Source organism: Gordonia sp. AC31 (assembly GCF_031844505.1).
Classification (GTDB): Bacteria; Actinomycetota; Actinomycetes; order Mycobacteriales; family Mycobacteriaceae; genus Gordonia; species Gordonia hongkongensis.
Map to the genome: position 1 here is coordinate 207,526 of NZ_JAUZVK010000001.1, position 25,200 is coordinate 232,725.

The 25,200-nt window shown below is 67.9% G+C and carries 20 protein-coding genes and 1 pseudogene; 10 read left to right on the forward strand and 11 right to left on the reverse strand.

Annotated features, from left to right (window positions below):
* Positions 1-15 precede the first annotated feature (15 nt).
* Together Q9R39_RS00940 and gcvT are read right to left on the reverse strand one after the other, a co-directional pair.
* A complete protein-coding gene (locus Q9R39_RS00940; protein WP_311276959.1) occupies positions 16-1,122 on the reverse strand; it encodes a branched-chain amino acid aminotransferase in 1,107 nt (368 codons plus the stop codon).
* Positions 1,123-1,212: 90 nt separating this feature from the next.
* The gene (gene gcvT / locus Q9R39_RS00945; protein ID WP_159371065.1) at positions 1,213-2,322 is read right to left on the reverse strand and encodes a glycine cleavage system aminomethyltransferase GcvT; all 1,110 of its coding nucleotides are present in this window, start codon (positions 2,320-2,322) and stop codon (positions 1,213-1,215) included.
* A gap of 109 nt (positions 2,323-2,431) precedes the next feature.
* On the opposite strand from gcvT, the gene Q9R39_RS00950 reads away from it, so the two are divergent.
* From Q9R39_RS00950 to Q9R39_RS00975, 6 genes are all read left to right on the forward strand, one after another.
* A complete protein-coding gene (locus tag Q9R39_RS00950; RefSeq protein WP_311276960.1) occupies positions 2,432-3,979 on the forward strand; it encodes a leucyl aminopeptidase in 1,548 nt (515 codons plus the stop codon).
* 242 nt (positions 3,980-4,221) lie between these two features.
* Complete coding sequence (gene sucB, locus Q9R39_RS00955) at positions 4,222-6,030, forward strand: 2-oxoglutarate dehydrogenase, E2 component, dihydrolipoamide succinyltransferase (RefSeq protein WP_211539341.1); 1,809 nt, start codon at positions 4,222-4,224, stop codon at positions 6,028-6,030.
* Between the two features lie 37 nt (positions 6,031-6,067).
* Positions 6,068-6,967 (forward strand): TIGR01777 family oxidoreductase, encoded by a 900-nt coding sequence (locus tag Q9R39_RS00960; protein ID WP_311276961.1) that lies wholly within the window; start codon positions 6,068-6,070, stop codon positions 6,965-6,967.
* Complete coding sequence (gene lipB, locus Q9R39_RS00965; RefSeq protein ID WP_311276962.1) at positions 6,960-7,679, forward strand: lipoyl(octanoyl) transferase LipB; 720 nt, start codon at positions 6,960-6,962, stop codon at positions 7,677-7,679. Before Q9R39_RS00960 ends, lipB begins: the two co-directional genes overlap by 8 nt.
* On the forward strand, positions 7,676-8,764 hold the full coding sequence (lipA, locus tag Q9R39_RS00970; RefSeq protein WP_068971687.1) for a lipoyl synthase: 1,089 nt from the start codon (positions 7,676-7,678) through the stop codon (positions 8,762-8,764). The genes lipB and lipA overlap by 4 nt, the downstream gene beginning before the upstream one ends.
* A 76-nt stretch (positions 8,765-8,840) precedes the next feature.
* Entirely contained in the window at positions 8,841-9,581 is a 741-nt protein-coding gene (locus Q9R39_RS00975; RefSeq protein ID WP_058253111.1) for a DUF4191 domain-containing protein, read from the forward strand.
* A 729-nt stretch (positions 9,582-10,310) separates the two neighbouring features.
* On the opposite strand, the pseudogene Q9R39_RS00980 reads toward Q9R39_RS00975, so the two are convergent.
* The 3 genes and pseudogenes from Q9R39_RS00980 to Q9R39_RS00990 all read right to left on the reverse strand — a co-directional run.
* Positions 10,311-11,072: pseudogene (locus Q9R39_RS00980) on the reverse strand (PQQ-binding-like beta-propeller repeat protein); the annotation flags it as partial.
* Between the two features lie 35 nt (positions 11,073-11,107).
* On the reverse strand, positions 11,108-12,547 hold the full coding sequence (locus tag Q9R39_RS00985; protein WP_311276963.1) for a hypothetical protein: 1,440 nt from the start codon (positions 12,545-12,547) through the stop codon (positions 11,108-11,110).
* A gap of 90 nt (positions 12,548-12,637) precedes the next feature.
* A complete protein-coding gene (locus Q9R39_RS00990; protein WP_165629880.1) occupies positions 12,638-13,144 on the reverse strand; it encodes an RDD family protein in 507 nt (168 codons plus the stop codon).
* A gap of 322 nt (positions 13,145-13,466) precedes the next feature.
* Between Q9R39_RS00990 and glnA (Q9R39_RS00995) the strand changes: the two genes are divergently transcribed.
* Together glnA (Q9R39_RS00995) and Q9R39_RS01000 are read left to right on the forward strand one after the other, a co-directional pair.
* Positions 13,467-14,900: a type I glutamate--ammonia ligase gene (glnA, locus tag Q9R39_RS00995; RefSeq protein WP_010841141.1), complete on the forward strand. Its 1,434-nt coding sequence runs from the start codon at positions 13,467-13,469 to the stop codon at positions 14,898-14,900.
* Between the two features lie 141 nt (positions 14,901-15,041).
* Positions 15,042-15,296, forward strand: a complete 255-nt coding sequence (locus Q9R39_RS01000; protein WP_058253113.1) for a hypothetical protein — start codon at positions 15,042-15,044, stop codon at positions 15,294-15,296.
* A 36-nt stretch (positions 15,297-15,332) separates the two neighbouring features.
* Here the strand turns inward: Q9R39_RS01000 and Q9R39_RS01005 are convergent, their stop codons facing one another.
* Positions 15,333-16,391, reverse strand: coding sequence for a zinc-binding dehydrogenase (locus tag Q9R39_RS01005; protein ID WP_058253114.1), 1,059 nt, complete (start codon positions 16,389-16,391; stop codon positions 15,333-15,335).
* A gap of 143 nt (positions 16,392-16,534) precedes the next feature.
* Positions 16,535-17,494 carry a cyclase family protein gene (locus Q9R39_RS01010; protein ID WP_058253115.1) on the reverse strand — a complete coding sequence of 320 codons (960 nt, stop codon included), beginning with the start codon at positions 17,492-17,494 and terminating at the stop codon, positions 16,535-16,537.
* Between the two features lie 173 nt (positions 17,495-17,667).
* Here Q9R39_RS01010 and Q9R39_RS01015 point away from each other — a divergent pair, with 173 nt between their 5' ends.
* Positions 17,668-17,853 carry a hypothetical protein gene (locus tag Q9R39_RS01015; RefSeq protein WP_065630063.1) on the forward strand — a complete coding sequence of 62 codons (186 nt, stop codon included), beginning with the start codon at positions 17,668-17,670 and terminating at the stop codon, positions 17,851-17,853.
* Between the two features lie 41 nt (positions 17,854-17,894).
* On the opposite strand, the gene Q9R39_RS01020 is transcribed toward Q9R39_RS01015, so the two are convergent.
* The 4 genes from Q9R39_RS01020 to glnA (Q9R39_RS01035) form a co-directional block, all read right to left on the reverse strand.
* Positions 17,895-18,557 carry a biliverdin-producing heme oxygenase gene (locus Q9R39_RS01020; protein ID WP_311276964.1) on the reverse strand — a complete coding sequence of 221 codons (663 nt, stop codon included), beginning with the start codon at positions 18,555-18,557 and terminating at the stop codon, positions 17,895-17,897.
* On the reverse strand, positions 18,554-19,504 hold the full coding sequence (locus Q9R39_RS01025; protein ID WP_065630065.1) for an endonuclease/exonuclease/phosphatase family protein: 951 nt from the start codon (positions 19,502-19,504) through the stop codon (positions 18,554-18,556). Before Q9R39_RS01025 ends, Q9R39_RS01020 begins: the two co-directional genes overlap by 4 nt.
* Positions 19,505-19,580: 76 nt before the next feature.
* Positions 19,581-22,610: a bifunctional [glutamine synthetase] adenylyltransferase/[glutamine synthetase]-adenylyl-L-tyrosine phosphorylase gene (locus Q9R39_RS01030; protein WP_311276965.1), complete on the reverse strand. Its 3,030-nt coding sequence runs from the start codon at positions 22,608-22,610 to the stop codon at positions 19,581-19,583.
* Between the two features lie 66 nt (positions 22,611-22,676).
* Positions 22,677-24,017, reverse strand: a complete 1,341-nt coding sequence (gene glnA / locus Q9R39_RS01035) for a type I glutamate--ammonia ligase (protein ID WP_065630066.1) — start codon at positions 24,015-24,017, stop codon at positions 22,677-22,679.
* Positions 24,018-24,342: 325 nt separating this feature from the next.
* Between glnA (Q9R39_RS01035) and panB the strand changes: the two genes are divergently transcribed.
* Positions 24,343-25,188, forward strand: a complete 846-nt coding sequence (gene panB / locus Q9R39_RS01040; protein ID WP_058253120.1) for a 3-methyl-2-oxobutanoate hydroxymethyltransferase — start codon at positions 24,343-24,345, stop codon at positions 25,186-25,188.
* Positions 25,189-25,200 lie beyond the last annotated feature (12 nt).

The following is a 25,200-nucleotide window of genomic DNA, read 5'->3' on the forward strand; positions in this document are numbered from 1 at the left end:
GCGTCGTGGCGCCGCTCAGCGGCGGTAGAGCTCCGTCATCCACCCGTGGGTGTCGGCGAACGTCCCGCGCTGGATGCCGGTCAGGGTGTCACGCAACGCCTGCGTCACCTCACCGGTCTCACCGTTGTTGATGGTGTAGTCCTCGCCCTCACCCTTGACCCGACCGACCGGGGTGATGACCGCGGCGGTGCCACAGGCGAACACCTCGGTGATGTCGCCCGACGCCACGCCCTTGCGCAGCTCCTCGGTGGTGATCTTGCGTTCCTCGACCTCGAAGCCGGCATCGGTGGCCAGCGTCAGCAACGACGAACGGGTGATGCCGGGCAGCAGTGAGCCCGACAACTCGGGGGTCACCAGCCGGGCGTCGGCGCCTGAGCCGAACACGAAAAACAGATTCATGCCGCCCATCTCCTCGATGAAGCGGCGTTCGATCGCGTCGAGCCACACGACCTGGTCGCACCCCTGCTCGGTGGCCTGCCGCTGGGCGAGGAACGCGGCGGCATAGTTGCCACCGCACTTGGCGAATCCGGTGCCGCCCGGTGCCGCGCGCACATACTCGGTGGACAGCCAGACACTCACCGGCTTGATCCCACCGGCGAAGTAGGCACCCGCCGGCGAGGCGATGACCGAGTAGATGTAGCTGGAGGACGGGGCGTTGACGCCGAGGCTGGCCTGCGACGCGAACATGAACGGACGGAGGTAGAGCGCCTCTTCGCCGCCGGCGGCGGGCACCCACTCGTTGTCGGCCTCGAGCAGGGCCTTGAGCGAGGCGATGAAATCCTCGACCGGCAGCGCGGGCATCGCGAGCCGCTCCGCGCTGCGCTGGAGACGCGCGGCGTTCGCCTCGGGGCGGAACGCGGCGATCGAACCGTCCGGCTGCCGATAGGCCTTGAGCCCCTCGAACACCTCTTGGCCGTAGTGCAGAACCGTGGCCGCGGGGTCGAGGGCGATCGGACCGTACGGCTTCACCGTGGCGTTGTGCCAACCCACCCCTGCGTCGTAATCGATCATCACCATGTTGTCGGTGAAGTGGCGCCCGAATCCGGGGGCGGACAGGATCTCCGCGCGCCGGCCCTCAGACACCGGGTGCGGATGCTCGGTACGGTTGAAATCCAAGGTCATCACGCCATCGTACCGCCGGGCACAAAAGCATTTCCCCGCCCGGTCGGCTGCCCCCGGGGCTGCGTGGGACGTCGCGCGAGGGCCCGCAGGTCACACGTGCGACGGCACGAACGGCGGGATCACGACCTCGCACGCCAGGTCCCGCCCGCGGACGTCGACTACGACCTCGTCGCCTTTGCGCACCCCGGACGCCGTATCGAGCAGGGCCAGTGCGATGCCCTGTTTGAGGGTGGGCGAGAACGTCCCCGACGTACAGGTGCCGATCTGCTGGTCCGTCCCCGCCAGGCGGACCACGCACCCCGCACGCGGTACTCCGCGGCCGGTCGCCCGCAACCCGTACAGACGACGCGTCGGTCCGGCCTCCTTCTCGGCGAGTAGGGCGTCGCGTCCGAAGAACGACGGCTTGTCCCAGCCGACCGCCCAACTCGACCGCGCCTGCACCGGCGAGATGTCGGGCCCCAGCTCGTGGCCGTGCAGGGCGTACCCCATCTCGGTACGCAGGGTGTCTCGTGCGCCCAGGCCGGCGGGCAACCCGCCGGCCGCCGTGATCGCCTCCAGCAGGACGTCGAACACGGCGCCCGCATCGTCCCACCGCGGCACGATCTCGTACCCGCGTTCACCGGTGTATCCGGTGCGGCACACGCGGACCGCTGCCACACCACTGGCGGTCGTCAGGTCGGCGTCGGCGAACGCCATGTACTCCATGTCGGCGGGCAGTCCGAGCCCGGCCAGGATCTCGGGCGACTTCGGCCCCTGCACCGCCAGGACGGCGAGGTCGCGGTGCTGGTCGGTGATCGAGATCCCCTCTGGCGCAACCGCTTGCAGCTGGGCGACCACGGACGCGGTGTTCGCCGCGTTGGGCACCAGGAACACCTCGTGCTCGCCGACGAGGTAGGCGATCAGGTCGTCGACGACGCCGCCGGAGTCGTTGCAGCACAACGTGTATTGGGCTTTGCCGGGGACGATCTTGCCGAGGTCGTTGGTGAGCGTCGAGTTGACGAAGGCCGCCGCACCCGCGCCGGACACCAGTGCCTTGCCGAGGTGGCTGACGTCGAAGATGCCCACGCTCTCCCGCACCGCGGCGTGCTCGGCGACCGTGCCGGAGTAGGACACCGGCATGTTCCAGCCGCCGAACTCGGCGAAGGTGGCCCCCAGTGCGGCATGACGGTCGGCGATCGGCCCGGCGAGGAGTTCACTCATGCCGTCCACGCTATCGGGCGACCCCGCCCGCCGGGCACGGACGCGGCGTTCGTCTGCACGTCCTCCCGCTGGGACTCGGCGCCGCCGGAGCTGTGGCAGAGTTGACCGGGTGAGCAAGAACGACACCGTCGACCGCACGCGCGGCCCCGAACTCGAACTGTCCACCTCGATCGGCAAGGACGACTCCGCCCTGGTCATCGGCCTGATCAGCGCCTCGTCCCCCGACGACGCCGAGAAGGCCGACCCCACAGCCGAACCGACCCTTGCCATCGGCGACGGCATCCTCGACGACGCCCAGGCCGCCGCCATCACCGCCGCTCTCACCGCCCTCGGCGCGACCGGGTCCCACGGCGAGGTCACCCGGACCGCGGCCCCGGAGTCGCTGCCCGTCGACATCGTCGTCGCCGTCGGCCTGGGCGATGCCGACAACCTCGACGACGCCGACCAGGTCCGGCAGGCCGCCGGCGTCGTCGCCCGTGAACTCGACGGTCACGAGTCGGTCGCCACCACGCTCTCGGCCGTCGACCTGGCTGCCGTCGCCGAGGGACTGTTCCTCGGCGCCTACCGGTTCGACGAGTTCCGTTCGGACAAGTCGAAACCCAAGAAGACTCCACCGCAACGCATCACGCTGCTGGTCGAATCGAAGTCCAAGGAGGCCAAGGCCGCTGTGGAGCGCGCGGTCGCGGTGGCCGACTCGGTGGCGATCGCCCGCGACTTCGTCAACACCCCGCCGAGCCACCTGTATCCCGAGGAGTTCGCCGCCCGCGCCCGCACCCTCGGCAGCAAGGCCGGGCTCAAGGTCGAGATCCTCGACGACAAGCAGCTGGAGGCGCAGGGTTACGGCGGGATCATCGGCGTCGGCAAGGGCTCGTCCCGGCTGCCGCGCCTCGTCCGGCTGACCCACACCGCGAAGAAGTCGCCGAAGAAGGTCGCGCTCGTCGGCAAGGGCATCACCTTCGACACCGGCGGTATCTCGATCAAACCCGCCGCCAACATGGACGCGATGACCTCGGACATGGGCGGCGCGGCCGCGGTCATCGCGGCGACGATCCTGGCCGCCCGGCTCGATGTCGACGTGACGGTGATCGCCACCGTCCCCATGGCCGAGAACATGCCGTCGTCGACTGCGCAGCGCCCCGGCGACGTGCTCACCCAGTACGGCGGTCGCACGGTCGAGGTCCTCAACACCGACGCCGAGGGACGGCTGATCCTCGCCGATGCCATCGTGCGGGCCTGCGAGGACGATCCCGACTATCTCATCGACACCGCGACCCTGACCGGCGCCCAGATGGTGGCACTCGGCACCCGGACACCGGGCGTCATGGGCACCGACGGGTTCCGCGACCGGGTCGCGGCCCGGTCGGCCGATGTGGGTGAGAACGCCTGGGCGATGCCGCTCCCCGCCGAGCTGCGCGCAGACCTGAAGTCCCGCGTCGCGGACCTGGCGAACGTGACCCCCCACCGCTGGGGCGGGATGCTCGCCGCGGGCATCTTCCTGAAGGAGTTCGTGCCCGAGGACGTGCAGTGGGCCCACATCGACATCGCCGGGCCCGCCTTCAACACCGGCGGCCCGTGGGGTTACACGACGAAGGGCGGTACGGGCGTCCCCGTCCGGACCATCGCGGCCGTACTCGAGGACATCGCCGCGAACGGCTGAGAACACCTTCGGCGAGCCGCGGCCGAGACCGGTGCCGCGGCCGCCGGAGAATCGTTACCGACGAGTACGAGCCGAACCGAGTCGGCGGCTCACCGTACGGGTAGGGTTGGCCGCGGGGATGAGCGGCTGATCCGCCACTCATCTGCGCGGTCTTCAACCGCCTCCCGACCCCCGTGCCCACGGCGCACACACCACTGGGCATCACCTACAGACCACCACGTCGAGTTCAGGAGTTCACAACGATGGCCTTCTCCGTCCAGATGCCCGCCCTTGGTGAAAGTGTCACCGAGGGGACAGTCACCCGGTGGCTGAAGGAGGAGGGCGACACAGTCGAGGCCGACGAGCCGTTGCTCGAGGTGTCGACCGACAAGGTGGACACCGAGATCCCCGCCCCCACTTCGGGTGTGCTGACCAAGATCATCGCGCAGGAGGACGACGTCGTCGAGGTCGGCGGCGATCTCGCCCTGATCGGTGACGCCGACGAGGCCGGTTCCGACGACTCCGGTTCGGCCGATTCCGATTCCGACGCCGCCGGCGGCGACGAGCCGACCGAGGCCGCGCCCGAACCCGAGCCCGAGCAGGCCGCCGAGGAGCCCTCCGTCGACGAGGACGCGCCCGCCGAGAAGCCCACCGCCGACACCGGCTCGGGCTCGGCCGAGGGCACCGACGTGCTCATGCCCGAACTCGGCGAGTCGGTCACCGAGGGGACGGTCACCAACTGGCTGAAGGCCGTCGGCGACGAGGTCGCCGCCGACGAACCCCTGCTCGAGGTCTCCACCGACAAGGTCGACACCGAGATCCCCTCGCCGGTCGCCGGCACCCTGCTCGAGATCCTCGCGCAGGAGGACGATGTGATCGAGGTCGGCGGCAAGCTCGCCGTCATCGGTGATGCCTCGGCGGCTCCGTCGAAGAAGAAGCCCGAGCCGGAACCCGAACCGGAACCCGAGCCCGAGCAGGAGTCCGCGCCGGAGCCGGAGCCCGAGCAGGCGCCGGCCCCCGAGGAAGAGCAGAAGCCGCAGCCGAAGGCCCAGGAGTCCAAGGCCCCCGAGCCCAAGGCACAGGCCGCGGAGAAGTCCGACCCGCCGACCGTCGAGTCGACCCCGTACGTGACGCCGCTGGTGCGCAAGCTCGCCGCGGAGAACAACATCGACCTGAACGCCATCAAGGGCACCGGTGTCGGTGGCCGCATCCGCAAGCAGGACGTGCTCGCCGCGGCCGAGGAGGCCAAGGCCCCGGCGCAGGAGTCCGCCCCGGCCGCCAAGCCCGCGGCATCGTCGGCGCCGGCCGCGTCGTCGGGCTCGCCGGAGATCCGGCCCGAGCTCGCCGAGCTGCGCGGGACGACGCAGAAGATCAACCGCATCCGTCAGATCACCGCGAAGAAGACCCGCGAGTCGCTGCAGCAGAGCGCACAGCTCACCCAGGTCTTCGAGGTCGACATGACCCGCATCGCCGGGCTCCGCAAGGCGGCGAAGGAGAGCTTCAAGGCGTCCGAGGGCGTCAACCTGACGTACCTGCCGTTCATCGCGAAGGCCGTCGTGGAGGCGCTGAAGGCGCATCCCAACGTCAACGCGTCGATCGACGAGGACAAGAAGGAGATCACCTACTACGACAAGGTGCATCTCGGCATCGCGGTCGACACCCCGCAGGGGCTGCTGTCGCCGGTCATCCACAACGCCGACGACCTGTCGATCGCCGGTCTGGCCCGCGCCATCGCCGACATCGCGTCCCGGGCGCGCTCCAACGGCCTCAAGCCCGACGAGCTCGCCGGCGGCACGTTCACCATCACCAACATCGGAAGTCAGGGCGCGCTGTTCGACACCCCGATCCTGGTGCCGCCGCAGGCGGCGATGCTGGGCACCGGCGCGATCGTCAAGCGCCCGGTCGTCATCACCGGTGAGGACGGTTCGGAATCGATCGCGGTGCGGTCGATGTCCTACCTGCCGCTGACCTACGATCACCGTCTGATCGACGGCGCCGACGCGGGCCGCTTCCTCACCACGGTGAAGAAGCGTCTCGAAGAGGCCGCCTTCGCCGCGGACCTGGGCCTCTAGCCCAGATCTCCTTCAGACGGCACACCGAGGACACAGAATGCGCATCGCCGTCGCCGGATCATCGGGACTCATCGGCAACGCCCTGGTCAACTCGCTGCGCGCGGCGGGCCACACGGTCACACGTCTGGTCCGCCGCGAGGCACGCGCCGATGACGAGTTCAGCTGGGATCCCGAGACGATCGGCGTCCCGCCGGAGAGTCTCGACGGCGTCGAGGCGGTGGTCTCGCTGGGCGGTGTGGGAGTCGGCAACGGTCGGTGGACCGGCCGATTCAAACAGGAGCTCCGGGACTCGCGGATCACCCCCACCGAACTGCTCGCCGAGGCCGTCCGCGATCTCGGCATCCCGACGTTCGTGAGTGCCAGCGCCACGGGCTACTACGGGAACACCGGTGGCCACGCCGCGGTAGAGACCGACGGCCCCGGCGAGGGGTTCCTCGCCGACCTGGTCGTCGACTGGGAGCGCGCCGCCACCGCCGGCGTCGGCGCGGACACGCGTCTGGTCCTGCTCCGCACGGCGCCGGTCCTCAGCACGCACGGCGGCCTGCTGGGCAAACTCCGGCCGTTGTTCAAGCTCGGGCTCGGCGGACCGATAGGTGACGGCAAGCAGTACTTCTCGTGGATCAGCCTGATCGACGAGATCCGCGCCATCGAGTTCCTCCTCGACTCCGACGTGTCCGGGCCGGTGAACCTGAGTTCGCCGGGCGCCGTCCCGTTCAGTGAGTTCACCTCGGCTCTGGGCCGGGCCGTGCACCGCCCGACGATCCTGCAGGTACCCGCCTTCGCGGCGCGTCGGGTCGGCGGCGAGATGGCCGAGGAAATGATTCTGTTCAGTCAGCGCGTTACACCCAAGGTGCTGACCGATCACGGATTCACCTTCACCCATCCCGGTGTCGACGAGGCCCTCGCCTACGCCACCGGTTCCACCAGTCATGACTGAGCGTCCGATCCGCGGGAGTGCCGAACCGGTCGAGGTCCGCCATCTCGGCGTCGTCGACTACCAGACGGCCTATGACCTGCAGCACGGGCTGGCGACCGACCGCGCCGACGGCGTCCTGGACCACGACGTGCTGCTCCTGCTGGAGCATCCGTCCACCTACACCGCGGGCAAGCGCACGGAGGACGCCGACCGGCCCACCAACGGGGCGCCGGTCATCGACGTCGACCGCGGCGGCCGGATCACCTGGCACGGACCGGGACAACTCGTCGGCTATCCGATCGTGAAGCTCGCCGAGCCGCTCGACGTCGTCGAGTACGTCCGTCGCCTCGAGGCGGCCCTCATCTCGGTCTGCGCCGGTCTCGGCGTGACCACCGGCCGCGTCGAAGGACGTTCGGGCGTGTGGATCACCGACGACGCCGGTGAACGCAAACTCGGACAGATCGGTATCCGCGTGGCACGCGGGGTGGCCCTGCACGGCTTCGCGCTCAACATCGACCCCGACATGTCGGCGTTCGAGGCGATCGTCCCCTGCGGGATCGCCGACGCCGGGGTCACGTCCCTGGCGCGCGAACTCGGCCGGCCGTTGTCGGTGGCCTCTCTGCTCGACGTCACCGCCGATGCCGTACTCGCCGCCCTCGACGCCACCGCGAACCCGGTCGCGTCGGCACAGTCCTCTCCATCCTCTACTGCGAGCGTAGGATCGATCCAGTGACCGCGTCCCCCATCACCCCCGGACCCGGTGCCCCCGAAGCCACACCCTCGGCCTCGGCATCCGCACCACAGACCCCGACCCCGGCCCCCGAGGGCCGCAAGCTGCTCCGCCTCGAGGTGCGCAACGCGCAGACCCCCATCGAGCGCAAGCCGGAGTGGATCCGCACCCGCGCGACGATGGGCCCGGAGTTCACCGAACTCAAGGGCCTGGTCAAGCGCGAGGGTCTGCACACCGTCTGCGAAGAGGCCGGCTGTCCCAACATCTACGAGTGCTGGGAAGACCGCGAGGCGACGTTCCTCATCGGCGGCGAGCAGTGCACCCGACGCTGCGACTTCTGCCAGATCGACACCGGCAAGCCCGCCGAACTCGACCGCGACGAACCCCGCCGCGTCGCCGAGAGCGTCCAGGCGATGGGCCTGCGCTACTCGACCATCACCGGCGTCGCCCGCGACGACCTACCCGACGAGGGTGCCTGGCTCTACGCCGAGACCGTCCGCGCGATCCACCGCCTCAACCCCGGTACCGGTGTGGAGAACCTCATTCCGGACTTCCACGCCAAGCCCGACCTGCTGGCCGAGGTCTTCGACGCCCGGCCCGAGGTACTGGCGCACAACCTCGAGACCGTGCCGCGCATCTTCAAGCGCATCCGCCCGGCCTTCCGCTACGAGCGGTCCCTCGAAGTCCTTACCGCCGCACGCGATTTCGGCCTGGTGACGAAGTCGAACCTCATCCTCGGGATGGGCGAGACCCCGCAGGAGGTGCAGTCGGCGATCGTGGATCTGCACGAGGCGGGCTGCGACATCCTGACCATCACGCAGTACCTGCGTCCCTCGCCGCGGCATCATCCGGTTGAGCGGTGGGTCAAGCCCGAGGAGTTCGTCGATCACTCCGAGTTCGCCGAGGAGGTCGGATTCGCCGGCGTCATGGCGGGTCCGCTGGTGCGGTCGTCGTACCGGGCGGGCCGCCTGTACGCGCAGGCGATGGCCCATCACGGTCGCGAGATCTCACCGGCTCTCGCGCACCTGGCGGCCGAGGGATCGGCCAGCCAGGAGGCCTCCAGCCTGATGGCACGCCTCGCCCGCTGACGCCCCGCGCGTCCGGTGATCATCGGACGGTCACCCGATGCCCCGATCGCTCGATCCACGTACGTAAACTGGCCTCATGGCAAAGGCGCAGGTGAGCAAAGAGGTCAAGGCCGAGAAGAAGAAGGCCCGTAAGGCCGCATCGAAGGAACGGCGCCAGCAGCTCTGGCAGGCCTTCCAGATGCAGCGCAAGGAAGACAAACGACTCATCCCCTACATGGTGGGTGTCATCGTCCTGTCGATCGCGGTCTTCACCGCTCTCGGATTCGTTCTCGGTTCGCCGTGGCTGCTGATCCCGCTGGGCGTGGTGCTGGGCATCCTCGGCGCCTTCATCCTGTTCGGCCGTCGCGTCCAGAAGAACGTGTACACCAAGGCCGAGGGACAGCCCGGCGCCGCCGGATGGGCACTGGGCAACATGCGCGGGCAGTGGCGGGTCAAGCAGGCCGTGGCCGGCACCTCCCAGCTCGACGCCGTGCACCGCGTCATCGGCAAGCCCGGCATCATCCTGGTCGCCGAGGGCTCCCCGACTCGCATCAAGTCACTGCTCGGCCAGGAGAAGAAGAAGGTCGCGCGGGTCGTCGGCGACACCCCGATCTACGAGATCATGGTCGGCAACGACGACGGCCAGGTCCCGCTGTCGAAGCTCGAGCGGCACCTCAACAAGCTGCCCAGCAACATCGACCGTAAGCGGATGGAGACCCTGGAAGGCCGGCTGTCCGCCCTCGGCAGCAAGGCCCCCGGCCCCGGCATGCCGAAGGGTCCCCTGCCCGCGAATGCCAAGATGCGCAGCATGCAGCGCACGGCGCGCCGCCGCGGCTGACGCCTCCGCGTGGCCCGACTCAACCCATACGGTCATCGTGGGTGATGAGCGACCCGAGCGCGTCTCAAGGACGAAAAGGTACGGCCCCACGATCTGCACGTCGACGTCGTCCGCGTCTCGCGTCTCTTTCAACCGCCACGCCTGCTCACCGCTCTGCGGGTCATAGGCAACCAACGCCCGCGGGCCGGGTTCGTCTTGCTCTCCGTCTCCTTCGAAGATCAGGCGTGTGCCGTCAAAGGCCTTGTACCGCTGGTGAGTGCTCATCGGGATCGTTGCCCCGGCGACGCCGGAAGCGGCCTCGATGAAAGTCCACCGGTAGCCGACATCGGCCAGCGCCTGCACGCCGACGTAGCGGCCAGCCAGGAGGGAGACGTCGTCGACGATGTTGCCCTCGACGGACCAGAGCAGCTTCCCGTTCACGGTGGACACTGCGCCGGCGATCGGGCGGTCGGATTTGTTCTCGCCCTGGACGGGCAACAATGCGCCCTCGGTCGCGGTCGGGCGCCCGTTCGGGAGTTCGAGATCCGCCAACAGGCCGTGTTCGATACCCTGCCGATCGAAGAGCCTCAGGGATCGGCGCGGATAAACGGTGTGACTGACCGCAAAACCGGTTCCCGTCGCCGCGACCCTGATCCAGGTGTTCGCACTTCCCTGCGCGTCATCATCATCGGCCGCGCCTCCCGGTCCGCGAAGTTCGTCGTCGGCGGCGGAGTCGTAGAGGACGTCGCCGGTAGGCAGCGACAGGACTCGAACTCCTACTTCGCTGTCGCCGACGACAATCACGTCGCCGGCCTCGGACAACGCCGGGTCACCTATCTGCTCGGGAAGCACCTGGGTCCACCGCTGTCGCCCGTCGGATTCGAACGCCGTCAGGGTGGTCGTGGCCCGATAGCTCACAGAGTCGTACAACACCGACGTGACCAGAAAGCCGTCTGCTGCGCGGACGATCTGGCTCCGGCCAGACCGCACGGTCGCGGTCGCCGAGACCGCGCCCGTGGCAGCCTCGAGAAACGCCACTTCGGTCTGTCGGTCACTCACCGAGGCGACACAGGCGAGTCGTCGGTCCCGACTCAACGCGCATTCACTGGCCAGGAACGTTGACGGGTTGCGCCACAGCGCTCTTCCGTTCGTCTGGTCGAGCGCCACGACCCCGCCTGCCGACGTGAGGTCCGATGACGCACCAGCGATGACCATCCGGTCGTCGGCGGCGAGGGGAATCACGTACGTCGCGGGTTCCGGCGAGCCGAGAGCGAGTTCCTCCGACGTTTCCCACAGCGGTTCGGGTTGCGTGGGTAAGGCGCGGATGACCGGGTCCTCGCCGTGCTCCCCCGTCGGCGCACCGAGCACGGTACCCGATCCTTCGACCGTGCGTGGTACCGCCAGCGTCACGGTCAGCACAGTCGCGAGCGCGAGCGTCCCGAGTACGAGGATCGCCAGTCCGGTCGTCGTACCGGTTCCGCGACGGGCCCTCGGGGATCGCGAGGGCGGCATTCCGACCGAGTGATAGTCGCCTGGGTACGGCCGGGTCAAGGCTTCGCATCCAGCAGACGAAGCGAACCCGACTCGCCGGCCACACCGGTGATGACTTGAAAGAGGTACGGTCCGACGAAACGGTATTCGCGCTCGCCGTCCGGGTTTCCAAGCGTCCATACCTCACGTCCGCTCGACAGTTCGTAGGCGACCATCTGCGGAACACCGTAGTTCGAACCGAACCTGTCTGCGAAGACGGCCCGAACTCCGTCGAAAGCGAGGAGACGGTTGTTCCCGGCGGCCATGGTCGTCGCGCTCTGCGGTTTGTCGAGGTCGAGGACCACCCATTCCTCGGAGTTGCTGCCGGTCGTCTCAGAACCGGCCACATACTGCTCACCCAATAGTTCGGTACCGAGAAGGCTGCCGGCGAACGCCGTCAGAGCGACGACCTCGAGCGTCTCCAATGAGGCGGCACCGATGGCCTGACGGTTGTCCACATCGGTTCCGGTGACGGGGATGAGGTCCCCTTCTGAACCGGACGGCGCGAAGGGCAGGACGACGCCGTCGATCGCGCCGCGTAGGGTGCCGCTGTCGTCATAGACGGTGGTGGTACGGGCGCTCGTCAGGATGCTGACCGCGAAGCCGGGCCGGGCCACGGCGACCTGGATGATGGCCGACCCGCCCGGACCGCCGTGGGGCTCGAGGTCCTGGGCGGAGTCGTACAGCACAGTTCCACTGTCGAGGGCGTACACCCGCGCTCCGCGCTTGTAGTCAGAGACCGCCACCACGTTGCCGGACTCGGACAGTTCCGGATCGGACAGCCCCACGGGAGGACGCTGCACCCAGGAACGCGAACCGTCGGAACTGAACCAGTTCAAGGTCGCCGCATAAACGGCCTCGGTTTCGACGAACCGCCGGCTCGTGACGAGGAAGCCGTTACCTGCGGAGGCGAGGGTCGGGTCTTGTGGACCGTCTGCGATCTCGAACGATTTCGTCGCCGTCACCGCACCGGTGCCGACCGCGATGAACCCGAGATCGACGGTGCTCGGCGCACTCCCGCGACGGAGGCAGGCGAGCCTGCCATCGCGGCTGAGAGCGCAGGTCTCGGCTCGAAACGCCGACGTCTCGGGCCAGAGTTGCCTGCCGTCCGCAGCGTCGAAGGCCATCAGTTCGGTGACGGATGCGCTCGTGGGACCGCCGACGACGATCTGCCGATCAGCTGCGAGCACCGTCGGCACCCGGGTGGTGTCCGGGGTTCGCAGCCCGGCGATGTCAGACATGTCCGCCGACCACCGCGGGGTCGGGGTGGTTGCCAGGGGGTCGACATCGGGATACCTGTCGTCGGCCGCGCTGCGGTCCGCGGTCGTCGCGCTGTCTGCCACCACCGCGGCGTGCCCGTCAACAGACCGAGGCACCGCCAGAGTGACGATCACCCCCATCGCAACGATCACCGTGCCCATGAAAAGGGCCACGACGGCCCCCGACTTCCCCCGCATGCGACCACTAAATCACAGCGACGATGACCATCCCGCCCCTAGTTCCACAGCAAATCGATAGGCGTATGGAGAACGAACTGCCGCCCCGGGTCAGCGGGTCCGGACGAGCGCGGTGCCGGTTGCGCGGTCGTGCAGAGCGCGTCCGTTGTAGTCGTTGATCAGGGCCGGGACCAGGAAGATCATCAGCAGCTGGCGGAAGAAGGCCCGGACGATCCCGACCGCCGCCGGGCTCTGCTCGCCGGTCGCTTCGGCGGTGTTGCGCTCGACGCCGTAATCCACTCGGGCGACGCGCATCCCGATGACGAGCTGGCCCGGGGTGAACCCGAACAGCGTCACCGCGAAGATGCCCATGACGAACCACACGCCCATCTGCGCGGTGCCCAGATGCGGCGAGTTGAAGCCACCGAAGAACGCCATCGCGAGCCCGCCGGCGATCAGCCAGTCGACGAGCAGGCCGGCCACCCGCGGCCAGCCGGTGGCCAGCGACCCGGGACCGCTCTGCGGTAGGCCGAGATCCTGTCCCCGGTACTCGTTGTCCACGCCGTTCTCGGGACCGATCTGCGGTCCCGACAGCCAGGAACCCGTGACTCGTCCCATCGGTGATGACTCCTCTCACGCGACCGCGCAACCCCCTCGGTCCGCGTCGTCGCCGCACTGGGAACCATCGTAGTCGCTGGTTGTCGTGACCCGTCCCGCCCGTTGGCCCCTGCCGCTAGGGTTGGGATGCGCCGAGTGCGACGGCCCCCGATCACGCTGTGTAGCCAACACCACTGCGCGTGTAACACGGGGGAAACACGGACTTGACGCATGGGCAACTTCGCCTCCATACGGTTGCCGCTGAGATCCGCTGCTGTTTCTCAGTGGCGGATGTGGCGTGTCCCCATACACGGACCACCGATCACGAAGGAGTCACCGCACGGTGTACAGCAGTAAAGAAGAACTACTCGAGGGCATCAAGAAGGAAGGTGTCGAGTACGTCGACATCCGTTTCTGCGACCTGCCCGGTGTCATGCAGCACTTCTCGATCCCCGCGTCGGCCTTCGACGAGGACGTCTTCGAGGACGGGCTGGCGTTCGACGGATCGTCGGTGCGTGGCTTCCAGTCGATCAACGAGTCGGACATGATGCTGCTGCCCGACCCGGCCACCGCGCGGATCGATCCGTTCCGCAAGGCCAAGACGATGAACCTCAGCTTCTTCGTCCACGACCCGTTCACCCGCGAGGCCTACAGCCGCGACCCGCGCAACGTCGCCCGCAAGGCCGAGGACTACCTCGCCTCCACCGGCGTCGCCGACACCTGCTTCTTCGGTGCCGAGGCCGAGTTCTACATCTTCGACTCGGTGTCCTTCGGTTCCGAGATGAACGGCACCTTCTACGAGGTCGAGTCCGAGTCCGGCTGGTGGAACACCGCGTCGCCGACCGATCCCGACGGCAGCCCCAACCTCGGCTACAAGGTCCGCCCGAAGGGTGGGTACTTCCCCGTCGCACCGTACGACCACTACGTCGACCTGCGTGACGAGATGTCCACCAACCTGCAGAACTCGGGCTTCGAGCTCGAGCGCGGCCACCACGAGGTCGGCACCGCGGGCCAGGCGGAGATCAACTACAAGTTCAACACTCTGCTCCACGCAGCCGATGACGTGCAGCTGTTCAAGTACATCATCAAGAACACCGCATGGCAGAACGGCAAGTCGGTCACCTTCATGCCGAAGCCGCTCTTCGGCGACAACGGTTCGGGCATGCACGCCCACCAGTCGCTGTGGAAGGACGGCAAGCCGCTGTTCCACGACGAGGCCGGCTACGCGGGCCTGTCGGACCTGGCGCGCTACTACATCGGTGGCATCCTGCACCACGCACCGTCGCTGCTGGCGTTCACCAACCCGACCGTGAACTCCTACAAGCGTCTGGTGCCGGGCTACGAGGCCCCGATCAACCTGGTCTACAGCCAGCGCAACCGGTCGGCCTGTGTGCGTATCCCGATCACCGGCAACAACCCGAAGGCCAAGCGCCTCGAGTTCCGTTGCCCGGACAGCTCGGGCAACCCGTACCTGGCGTTCGCCGCGATGATGATGGCCGGCCTGGACGGCATCAAGAACAAGATCGAGCCGCACGAGCCCGTCGACAAGGACCTCTACGAGCTCCCGCCGGAAGAGGCCAAGAGCATCCCGCAGGCCCCGACCTCGCTGGCCGCGGTCATCGACCGTCTCGAAGAGGATCACGAATACCTCACCGCCGGTGGCGTGTTCACCGAGGACCTCATCGAGACCTGGATCGCGCTCAAGCGTGAGAACGAGATCGAGCCGGTGCAGATCCGTCCGCACCCGTACGAGTTCTCGCTGTACTACGACTGCTGAGCCCAGGCTCCGACGTCGACTCGGCCCGCTCCGCGATCGCTCTCCGATCGCCGAGCGGGCCGTTTCGTTGTCGGCCGGTTCGATCCATCAATCCGCGCGAGCAGCCGTGTCCGACCGTCCCGCCGTGCGACGATGAGCCGCATGGGCACACTGCTGACGTCCGACGAGTTCGAGATCCGCCTGCTGTTCGCGGAGTCGGTCCCGGAGGTGATGCAGTTCGTCCGCGACGTGGTCCGGCAGCGCGAACCGATCGCCCTCGAGCTCGAGGGGTCGGCGCACATCGTGAATCTCGCCAACGTACGGCACTTCTCGTTGGTCGACGAGACCGACGACGTCGTAGCGGATTCCGACGAGCGGACCACGGTCGTTCTCTCCTTCGCCGAGGCCAAGGAGTGACGACCCGAGCCAGCGCCGTCGGACCAGGCCGGACCGTCAGTCGCCGGCGGCGATGATCACCTTGAGCGCGTGCTCGTCGGCAGCGTTCGCGAACGTGTCGTACGCCTCGTCGAACTGATCGAACGTGAACCGGTGGGTGATGAACTTCTCCGGGGAGATGTCCCCGCGTTCGATGCTCTCCAGGAGTTCGGGTGCGGTCGTGGCGTTGACCAATCCGGTGGTGATCGTGAGGTTGTTGATCCAGTCCCGCTCGATCGGGAAGGTGACGCTCTCCCCGTGCACGCCGACGTTGGCGACATGACCGCCGGGACGGACGGAATCGAGCGCGACGCCGAACGTCGCGGGCACCCCGACCGCCTCGATCGCCACGTCCACCCCGAGCCCGCCCCGGCTGAGTTCCTTGAGTTGCGCGACCACGTCCCCGCCTGCGTTGACGTCGATCGTGTCGGTCGCACCGAAGTCGCGCGACTGCTCGAGCCGGAACTTGTTGCCGTCCACGGCGATCACCTTCGACGCGCCGGCCGCCGACGCCGTCATCACCGACGCCAGCCCGACCGGCCCGACCCCGACGACGGCGACGACGTCGCCCTCTGCGACGGCGCCGTAGAGCACCCCGATCTCGTAGCCGGTCGGCAGGATGTCGCTGAGCATCGTGCCCTGCTCGGGAGTCACCTTCTCGGGAAGCGCGATCAGACCGTTGTCCGCGAACGGAACCCGCACGTACTCCGCTTGCGTGCCGTCGATGAGGTGGCCGAAGATCCATCCGATGCCGCCCACCGTCTGGCAGTGCGACGTCAGGCCGGCCTTGCAGAACTCGCATGTTCCACACTTGCTCACGCACGACACGATCACGCGGTCCCCGACCTTGACCCGTTCGCAGCCGGGACCGACCTCGGTGACCACACCGACGCCCTCATGCCCGAGGATCCGACCCGGCGTGACCGCCGGTACGTCGCCCTTGAGGATGTGCAGATCGGTTCCGCAGATGGTGGTCACCTCCATCTTGACGATGGCGTCCGTCGGCTCCTGCAGAACGGGGTCCGGAACGTCTTCCCACGCCTTCTGCCCGGGACCGTGATACACGAGAGCTTTCATCGCCAACTCCTGATGTGTGCGGGTATCGCGCGCAGAATAAGCACGATCGCCGTCGCGATCCGTCTCACATTGAGACGGTCCTACCGGTCCCGGACCGCATCGGGGCGCCGATCATCTCGTCCCGCGTCGACGCCGGGCGTGGCTCACTTGATCGCGACGGGGTTGACAGGAGAACCGGTGGCCTCGTTGATCTTCAGCGGCGCGGCCACGTAGAAGAACGTGTAGACCCCGTCGTCGGCGCAATCGGCGGCGAGCTTCTCGAGGTCGCAGATCTCGGTGAACGCCACGCCGAGGTTGCGCATGAGCGCGTTGTGCAGCACCAGAGCGGCGCCGTTGTTCGGGTCCACGGTCACCTCGTTCGCGATGGTGTCGGTCACGAGATTCGGTATCTCCATCTCCTGGAACCAGGACACGAGTTCGCGGGAGTAGACGAGGCCGGATTCGCAGAAGTCGCTGTAGAACTCGACGGCGTTCTCGAAGAACAGTTGCAGGTGATTGGTTCGGATCACCACGATGTCGCGCGGCTGGATCTCCGTGCCCTGGTACTCGGCACACGCGATCAGATCCTCGTGGTCGAACGTCTCGTACGGCTCCAGGTAGGCCTTACCCCGGTGACGTGCGATGTCGAGGAGCACGGCGCGACCGACCACTCCACGCTCGGCGATCGGCGCGACGCTGGCCCTCGACAAGCCCCCGATCGTGGTCCTCGAGTCGTACCCGTTCCAGATCTGGCCGTCGTACCAGACGTGGCCGAGCGCGTCGTACTGCGTGGAACCCTGGAGCGATGCGGTGAGCTTGTCGTCGGCGCAGTGCATGCCGCCGGGGAAAGCAGGCCCTTTGCCGTCATCCCAGTGCGATTCGTCAAGGGTCATCTCGCGAGTGGCAGGGCTACGACCCGGCCACACGGGGTCACCGTGGGGATCACCGATCAGGCGCTGAAGCGTGAACACCGCGCCCCGCCTGATCTGCGCCGCGCCCGCCAAGACCTGTGCGGCCGTCAGATAGTTCAGGCTGCCCACCTCGTCATCGGGTCCCCATCTGCCCCAATTGGTGGGCGAGTCGGCGAGGATCTCGCTGAGATCGGGCACGGCGGCATCTGCCATCGATTCACCTTCCGCAGGGTGTCAGCGCGCGACGCGCGCTGGATGTGCAATCGGGTGCCGAACGGCAACGCTGACGTGCGTCGAAACAGCACCCGCAATACGGCATGTGATCCGTAACACTTTTGGGACTTGTTACCCTGCCGACTCACCGAATACGACCGTAGTTTGGACGAATGACCCGTGATGTATACGTCGAAGACCTCGTACCCGGTGACCGGATTCGCCTCGAAGGCACCCCGCGAGTGGTTCGCACCACCAGCCGTCTCGATGACAACCAGCTACGCATCGAGCTCGTGAAGGGCCACGACGACCTGAGCGAGGTCGTCCTGGACCGCACCGTCAAGCTGCAGGTCAACTGACGCCTGATTCGACGATCCCGACGTTCGGGCGGACCTATGGGTCAGGCCGCCCGGGCGCCGTCGAGATCGCCGAACACCGCCTGATTGTGGTCGAAGGCCGCGATGGCCTCGCCGACGAGTCGCTCGATCCCTGCGGCGTCGAGCGGTAGCGCGTCGAGCCGTGCCCGGTAGGCGTCCTTGTAGCGCTTGAGCTTGTCGATCTCGTCGAACGAGTAGAAGCTCAGCGCCGCGTCGTCGACCCCGTAGTGCTCTCGCATGCGGTGGGCCACCACCTGGCCACCGCTGAGGTCGCCGAGATAGCGCGTGTAGTGATGAGCCACGTAGCGCGGCGGGTCGGTGCGGGTTGATTCGATCGCGGCGACGTAGCGCGCCACCGCCGGCAGCGGCGACGCCGTCGACGGGTCGATGCCGAAGGAGGCGAGGTCGGCGCCGAGGCGTTGCAGGCGAAGCAGTTTCGGGTCGAGTACGGCGTCGGCCACCGGGTCCCCCGCCAGGTCGGCGCCGACACGCTCGAGCGCCTCGTAGACGAAGTACAACTGGACCGCCAGGCGCTGATACTCACCGGAGTCCAACCGGCCCGACATCAGATCGTCGATGAACGGCGCATGCTCGGCGCGTTCGTGCGCCACCGCGGTGGCCGAACGCAGGCGTTCGGAGATACTCGGGCGGTTTTGTGGTCCGACGTTCTCGGGATCGGGCGTCATGATGCCACCAGTGTTACCACCAGAGTCCGGTGATCGGAACCCGGCAGGTAGTGGGTGTCCATCGACGTCGCCACGAAACCGCGCAGGATGACCCGGTCGATGGCGACCAGCGGCCGGTTGCCGAGCTGCTTGTCGGTGGGATAGCTCGGCAGGAACCCGGCACCGGCCATGTCGGTGCCGTCGACGAGCCCGTTGGTCAGCAGGCTGCGGTACTTCGCGTGATTCCAGGTGGAGTTGTAGTCCCCGATCGCGATCACCCGGCCGGGTGGGAGCTCGGCGAAATGTGCGGCGAGCGTGTCCATGTCGTCGTGCCAGTCCCAGTTGCGACCCCACAGCGGTGCCGCCGGGTGGATGGCCAGGACCTGGGTCCCGGCGGCGCCCGGCAGGTCGGTGCGGGCCTGCAGGTTGTGCAGCACCGTCCCCGGGATGTTGTATCGCTCGTCCAGCGGGCGCTTGCTGAACATCGCGGTGCCGGCCGCGTAGGTGTACGGGATCGCGAACTCGTGCGGCAGGGTCCGGCCGATCTCGCTGCGCCGCAGACGTTCCAGCGCCTCGGGGGTGACCTCTTGGAGGGACACGAGGTCCGGATCGGCGTCGGCGACGATCTTCTCGAGCGCACCCAGGTCGCCTCCGCCGAAGAGGAGGTTGGCCGACACGACGGTGAACCGCTCGCCGGACGGCGCCGCGTTGGCGATGACCAGCGGCACCTGGGTGTAGGCCAGACCGCCGACGGCCACGAGCGCAATCGCCAGCATGAACCAGCGCCGCAGGACCGCGAAGACGACGATCGCGATCACTCCGGGGATCAACGCGAACTGCACGGCGCTGGTGAGGTACAGCGCGACGTCACCGCGGGACGGGTAGAAGTGCAGGAACACGCCCAGCACCACGCCGGCGAGCATCGCCCACCCCAGGACGTACGCGGCCGCCCACAGAAATCTCGTCATCGCTCCCCCATGTGATCCGGTGTTCCCCCGCCGGAGCCAGCTGCGCCCTTCCGCGCCCGTCCGTTTCTCTCCGCGCTCAGGCCCCGAAGACCTTGAGCACCACGGCCTTGGCCCGGCGCGTCACCCGGAGGTAATTCTCCAGGAACTCGTTGGCCTGATCCTCCGGCCACCCCGCGGCGAACGCGATCTGGCGCAGCTGTGCACCCGGCCCAGGTAGTTGATCGATCGGCTTGCCACGCACCAGGACCAGCGCGTTGCGCGCCTTCGTCGCGGTCGTCCAGGCGTCCTTCAACAGCGCGACGTCGTTCTCCGACAACAACTCCGCCGCGCCGATGGCATCCAGTGAGTCCAGCGTCGACGTGTTGTGCAGGCTCCGATAGCGGTGCGCATACTTCAGCTGCAGGAGCTGCACCGTCCACTCGATGTCGGCGAGGCCACCGCGGCCGAGCTTGGTGTGGGTGGCCGGGTCGGCGCCGCGCGGCAGACGTTCGGCGTCCACGCGGGCCTTGATCCGGCGGATCTCCCGAACGGCGTCGTTGCTGACACCGCCGGCCGGATACCGCACGTGGTCGATCATGTGCAGGAAGTCGATGCCGAGGGCCTCGTCGCCCGCGACCTGATGCGCCCGGAGCAGCGCCTGCACCTCCCACGGTTGCGCCCATTGTGCGTAGTAGGCGGCGTAGGACGCGAGAGTCCGCACGATCGGACCGTTCCGACCCTCGGGGCGCAGCCCCGTGTCGACCTCGAGCGGCGGATCCGCGCTCGGGCTCCCCAGCATCGACCGCACGTTCTCGGCGATCGTCTGCGCCCACTTGAGCGCCTCGGACTCCTCGGCGTCCCGATCGGGCTGACACACGAACATCACGTCGGCGTCGGATCCGTAACCCAGCTCGCCACCGCCGAGCCGACCCATTCCGATCACCGCGATGCGCGCCGGCGCCCGGCTCCCCCGTTCGCGCTCGGAGATGTTGATCGCGACGGTGAGCGCTGCGTTCAGGACCGCCGCCCACACACTGGACAGCGCCTTGCAGACGGCCGGTACGTCCAGCAGTCCCAGCACGTCGGCGGAGGCGATGCGGACCAGCTCGGCCCGACGATGCGAACGGGCCACGGCCACCGCGCGTTTCATGTCCTGCTGGCGGACGGTCGAGGCGACGAGGCCCTTGGCGACGTCCTCGGGGCGCACGTTGCACAGCTTGGGCCCGTCCGGCCCGTCGGAGTACTGGTGGATCACCTCGGGCGATCGCATCAGCATGTTCGCGATGTACTCCGACGTCCCGAGTACCTTCATCAGTCGCGCCGCCACCACGCCGTCGTCGCGCAGCAGTCGCAGGAACCAGTCGGTGTCCTCCATCACGTCGCACAGCCGGCGGTAGTTCAGCAGGCCGGCATCGGGATCCGGCGTGTCCCCGATGTGTTCGAGCAACTGCGGCAGGATGAGCAGCTGGATCTGACCGCGGCGTCCCGGCGCGTTCGACAGCGCGCGGATATGACTCAGTGCCCGATCGGGTTTCGCGTAACCCAGTGCGGCCAGCCGCCTCTCGGCGGAGGTGTCGGTCAGGGTCAGCTCGTCGGTCTTGAAGCGCGTGACCGCCTCGAGCAGCGGGCGGTAGAACAGCTTCTGGTGCAGCCGCCGGACCCGCAGGCTCTGATGGCGGATCTGTTCGCGCAGCACCCCCGTCGCGTCGAGCTCGCCCTCTCGCCGGATGTGTGCGGCGCGGGCGAGCCAGCGCAGCGCCTCGTGGTCGTCGGGCTGCGGCAACAGATGCGTCCGGGACATGCGCTGCAGCTGCAGCCGATGTTCGAGGAGACGCAAGAACTGGTACGACGCACTGAGATTCGCGGCGTCGTCGCGTCCGACGTAACCGCCTGCGGTGAGCGCGGCCAGCGCATCGACGGTCGGCATCACGCGCAGGTTCTCGTCCACCCGGCCGTGCACCATCTGCAGCAGCTGGACCGCGAACTCGACGTCGCGCAGACTGCCGCGCCCGAGTTTGAGGTTGCGCTCGCGCTCGTCCTCGGGGAGCAGGGATTCGACGCGGCGTCGCATCTTCTGCACCTCGGGCACGAAGTCGGGCCGCTCGGCCGCCTTCCACACCATCGGTTTGACCGCGGCGATGTAGTCGTCGGCGAGCTGCATGTCGCCGGTCATCGCCCGGGCTTTGAGCAGCGCCTGGAACTCCCAGGTCTTGGCCCACCGTTCGTAGTAGGCCACATGCGATTCCAGGGTTCGGGTCAGCGCGCCGGATTTCCCCTCGGGCCGTAGCGCGGCATCGACCTCGAAGAACGCGAGCGAACCGATGCGCATCATCTCGCCCGCGATCCGCGCCGCCGTACCGTCGGCCGGGTCACTGACGAAGATGACGTCGACGTCGCTGACGTAGTTCAATTCGCGCGCACCGCATTTGCCCATCGCGACGACGGCGAGCCGGACCGGGATGGGATCGTCCCCGCAGACCTCGGCGAAGGCGACGGCGAGGGCGGCGGTCAGGGCGGCGTCGGCGCAGTCGGACAGGTAGGCACCCACCTCGGGCAACCACATCACCGGTTCGTCCTCGACGGTCGAGGCGACGTCGTGGGCCGCGAGCTGCAGGATCAGGTTGCGGTAGGCCAGGCGGAGTGCGATGACGGCCTTCGGGCCGGTGAGCGCGGATCGGTACACCCGGTTGCCCTTCTCGACCTCGCCCGGAACGGGCTCGGCACCGACCGAGGCGAGCATCAGACGGTCGACCTCGGCACGGTCGGGCAACTCGTCGGCGAGCAGCAGCCGCCAGCTCGACGGTTCGGCCACCAGGTGATCGGCGAGTGCGTCCGACGAGCCGATGATCGCGAACAGGCGCCCGCGGAATGCGCGTTCCGTGCGTACCAGGCCGTCGATCTCGGACCACTCGTCGCCGATGGCGCTGCGCAACCGCACGAGCGTGCGCAGGGCGAGGTCGGCGTCGGGAGATCGCGACAACGCCCACAACACGTCGACCGATTCGGGCGTGTTCCACCCGAGATCGGCGAGATTCCGGGGTGCGGCGTCGTCGAGCAGACCCAGCCGGCCCGCACTGGGGACGGTGCTGCGGCCGGCTCGCCCCGGGGGTCCCGATCGTGTTGTCACATCACAAAAGTAGCGACCGGATCCGATCGGCACGACATCGCGGTCCCGGACCGGGCAAGGCAGCCCTTACAGCGGCAGGTAGTTCTGCAGCTCGAACGGGGTCACGAGGCTGCGGTAGTTCGTCCATTCCGTCCACTTGTTGCGCAGGAAGTAGTCGAACACGTGCTCACCGAGGGCCTCGGCGACCAGCTCCGAGTTCTCCATCTCCTTCAGCGCATCGGCGAGGCTGCCGGGGAGTTCCTTGTAGCCCATCGCGCGACGCTCGGCCGAGGTGAGTGCCCAGACGTCGTCCTCGGCCTCGTCGGGCAGCTCGTAGTCCTCGTTGATGCCCTTGAGCCCGGCGGCCAGCAACACCGCGAAGGTCAGGTACGGATTGCAGGCAGAGTCGGGGCTGCGGACCTCGATGCGGCGCGACGACGCCTTGTTCGGCGTGTAGAGCGGGAGGCGGATCAGCGCCGAGCGGTTGGCGCCGCCCCAGGTGGCCGCGGTCGGCGCCTCGCCACCGTGGATGAGCCGCTTGTAGCTGTTCACCCACTGGTTGGTGACCGCGCTGATCTCCGAGGCGTGATGCAGGATGCCGGCGATGAACTTCTTCCCGGTGGCCGAGAGCTGCATCGGGTCGTCGGGGTTGTGGAAGGCGTTGAGGTCGCCCTCGAACAGGCTGAGGTGGGTGTGCATCGCCGACCCGGGATGCTCACTGAACGGCTTGGGCATGAATGTCGCCCAGACGCCCTCGTTGATCGCGACCTCCTTGATGAGGTAGCGGAACGTCATGACGTTGTCGGCCATCGACAGCGCGTCGGCGTAGCGCAGGTCGATCTCCTGCTGACCGGGCGCGCCCTCGTGATGGGAGAACTCGACCGAGATGCCCATCGACTCCAGGGCCTCGATCGCATGCCGCCGGAAGTTGGGCGCGGCGTCGTGGACGGCCTGGTCGAAGTACCCCCCGGAGTCCGCCGGAGTCGGCACCGACCCGTCCAGGGGCGCTTCCTTGAGGAGGAAGAACTCGATCTCGGGGTGGACGTAGCAGCTGAAGCCGAGGTCGGCGGCCTTGTTGAGCTGCCGGCGCAGCACATGCCGTGAGTCGGCCCAACTGGGAGTGCCGTCGGGCATCGCGATGTCGCAGAACATGCGTGCGGAATGGTGCCGACCGGCCGAGGTTGTCCACGGCAGCACCTGGAAGGTCGACGGATCAGGCTTGGCCACGGTGTCGGCTTCCGAGACCCGGGAGAATCCCTCGATGGACGAGCCGTCGAAGCCGATACCCTCGGCGAACGCGCCCTCGAGTTCGGCCGGGGCGATCGCCACGGACTTCAGATAACCGAGGACGTCGGTGAACCACAGTCGGACGAAGCGGATGTCGCGCTCCTCGAGGGTCCGCAGCACGAATTCCTTTTGGCGATCCATGGTCGCCGACATTAGAAGTACGCTGTTAAATCCGTGTTACACGCGCAATTCCAACTCGATGTGCTGCAGTTTTACGGACTCAATCCCACATCGTGAGACGTCCGACCAGTAGCTGGGACGCGGGGCCGGGCACGAAATCCCAAGTGAACTGCCGACAGAGTCGCACACGGCGCTCTCGACCCCGTCCGCGCGTGTGACCAATCGCATAAACATGGCAGGTCACAACAGGTCGTCCTAGTGAAACAATGGCCTACGTCCGTGTTCAACCCGGGTACCCGCCGCGCCTCTCCGGCCAGTCGGGACTCGAGGCAGAAAAGAGACAACGATGTCCGATTCCTCGGTTTACGGCGCGTCCGCCCCCGCCCAGTCCGCCAAGCGACGCGTGACCCGCATCCACCATCTCGCGCAGATGAAGGCCGAGGGTGAGAAGTGGTCGATGCTCACCGCATACGACTACTCCTCCGCCCGCATCTTCGACGCCGCCGAGATCCCCGTCCTGCTCGTCGGCGACTCCGCCGCCAACGTCGTCCTGGGCTACGACACCACCATCCCGGTCACCGTCGACGAGATGATCCCGCTCATCCGCGCCGTCGTACGCGGCGCACCGCATGCACTCGTCGTAGCCGACATGCCGTTCGGCAGCTACGAGATCGGCCCGCAGCACGCCCTCGAGAACGCATTCCGGATCTTCAAGGAGACCGGTGCGCACGCGGTGAAACTCGAAGGCGGTGAACGCGTCGCCCCGCAGATCGCGGCGCTGACCGCGGCCGGCATCCCGGTCATGGCCCACATCGGGTTCACCCCGCAGAGCGTCAACGGGCTCGGCGGCTTCCGTGTCCAGGGCCGCGGGGACGGCGCCGATCAGCTCGTCGCCGACGCCATCGCCGTCCAGGAGGCGGGCGCCTTCGCCGTGGTGATGGAGATGGTGCCGGCCGATCTCGCCGGTCAGATCACCCGCAAGCTGACCATCCCGACCGTCGGCATCGGCGCGGGCAACGAGACCGACGCGCAGGTCCTCGTGTGGCAGGACATGGCCGGACTCACCCACGGCAAGACCGCGAAGTTCGTCAAGCGCTTCGCCGATGTCGGAGGCGAATTACGCTCGGCCGCCGAGCAATACGCCGACGAGGTGCGCCGCGGAGTGTTCCCCGGCCCCGAACACAGCTACTGAGAGCCCGGACGT